At 69.5% G+C, this 1,727-nt stretch carries 1 protein-coding gene and 1 pseudogene; one reads left to right on the top strand and one right to left on the bottom strand.

Going from position 1 to position 1,727, the window contains the following annotated elements:
* Window positions 1-907, bottom strand: a 907-nt coding sequence (gene hutF, locus Q0996_RS05595; protein WP_299616768.1) for a formimidoylglutamate deiminase, incomplete at its 3' end; no start/stop codon positions are given.
* A 108-nt stretch (window positions 908-1,015) separates the two neighbouring features.
* Here hutF and Q0996_RS05590 point away from each other — a divergent pair.
* A pseudogene (locus tag Q0996_RS05590) lies at window positions 1,016-1,727 on the top strand (imidazolonepropionase); the annotation flags it as partial.

Genomic DNA, 1,727 nt, shown 5'->3' with positions numbered 1-1,727 from the left:
TGGTCGGACAGAGCCCCGCCACCGCGCCGGTCGCCGCCATGTCGGCGGTTTCCCGCGGGCTCATGTGGGTGGCGTGGATCAGGCACCAGCGCCGGTCCGGCGGGCAGTGCCCCAGCAGCCACTCCACGGGACGCTTGTGGGACCACTGAAGACAGTCCTCCACCTCCTTGATCTGCTCGGCGATATGGAGGTGGACCGGCGCCTCGGCGTCCAGGGACGTCAGTCCCGCCACGGCTTCTGTGAGGGTCTCCAGGGTGACGGCGCGCAGGGAATGGGGGGCGAGGCCGATGCGCACCTGGGGATCGCCCTGATGGGAATTCTGAAGCGCCTCGATGATTCCCAACAATTCACCGGGCGTGTTCAGGAAGCGCCGCTGGCCCTCGCCCGCCGGTTCGGCGCCGAAACCGCCGTAGCCGTAGAGCACCGGAAGCTGGGTGATGCCGATGCCGGTCTGCTGTGCGGCGGCGATGGTGCGCCGCGACATCTCCGCCCGGTCGTCGTAGGGCCCGCCGTCCGGCCGGTGGTGCAGGTAGTGGAACTCGCCCACCGCCGTGTAGCCGGCCTTCAGCATCTCGACATAGAGCTGGGCGGCAATGGCCTGGACCTGCGCCGGCGTCAGCCGGCCGACGAAGCGGTACATGATTTCCCGCCAGGTCCAGAAGGAATCGTCCCGCCCACCCGCTTGATCGGCATGCTCGCCGTGGCCGGCAATGGCGCGCTGGAAGGCGTGGCTGTGCAGGTTCGGCATGCCCGGCACCACCGGTCCGGCGAGCCGCTCGGCGCCATCTGCCTGGGCGCCTCGCGCGATCTGACGAAGGCTGCCGGCCTCATCAACCTCCAGGAGCACATTTTCCGCCCAACCGTCGGTGAGAAGGGCCTGCGGCGCAAAAAGCGTATGGCTTGTCATCGCGACCTGCTATGAGAAGAGAGGCTTTGACGTACGAGATGGGGTTGCACGGCAAAGCCCTGCAGGTTGTCTATACAACTTATGCCGTGATTTGGGAAAGCGGCTTTCATGTGGGATGACATCTGGACCGGCGCCCGCCTGGCCACCATGGCGGCTGGAGAAGCGGCGAGCGAGAGAGCGCGCCACGGCGCCGCCGCGAAGGCCGGCGGCGGTGCCACGCCCTATGGCGCCATCGAGGCCGGCGCGCTGGCGGTGGCCGAAGGGCAGATCGCCTGGGTCGGGCCCGAGAGTGCCCTGCCCGACGCGCCGGAGAGCCTGGCCAGGCGCGTCCACGACTGCGCGGGGCGCTGGATCACGCCGGGACTGATCGACTGCCACACCCATCTGGTCTACGGCGGCGACCGGGCGCGGGAGTTCGAGCTGCGCCTGGAAGGGGCCTCCTACGAGGAGATCGCCCGCGCCGGCGGCGGCATCCGCTCCACCGTCGCGCAGACCCGCGAAGCCGACGACGAGGCCCTCTACGCCGCCGCCCTGCCGCGTCTCAGCGCCCTCATGGCCGAAGCGGTGACCACCGTCGAGATCAAGTCCGGCTACGGCCTGGCGCTGGAGCCGGAACTGAAGATGCTGCGGGTCGCCCGCCGTCTCGGCGAACACGACGGCGTCTCCGTGCGCACCACCTTCCTGGGCGCCCATGCCCTGCCGCCGGAGTTCGAGAACCGGCCGGAGGATTACATCGACGCCGTGGTCGCCATGATGCCGGAGGTCGCGGCCTCCGGCCTCGCCGACGCGGTAGACGGCTTCTGCGAGCGCATCGCCTTTT

The organism is Pelagibius sp. (genome assembly GCF_028289705.1).
In the GTDB taxonomy this organism is placed as follows: Bacteria; Pseudomonadota; Alphaproteobacteria; order Kiloniellales; family Kiloniellaceae; genus Pelagibius.
The sequence above is the reverse complement of the archived record's forward strand: the minus strand, read 5'-3'. Positions and strand labels throughout refer to the sequence as shown.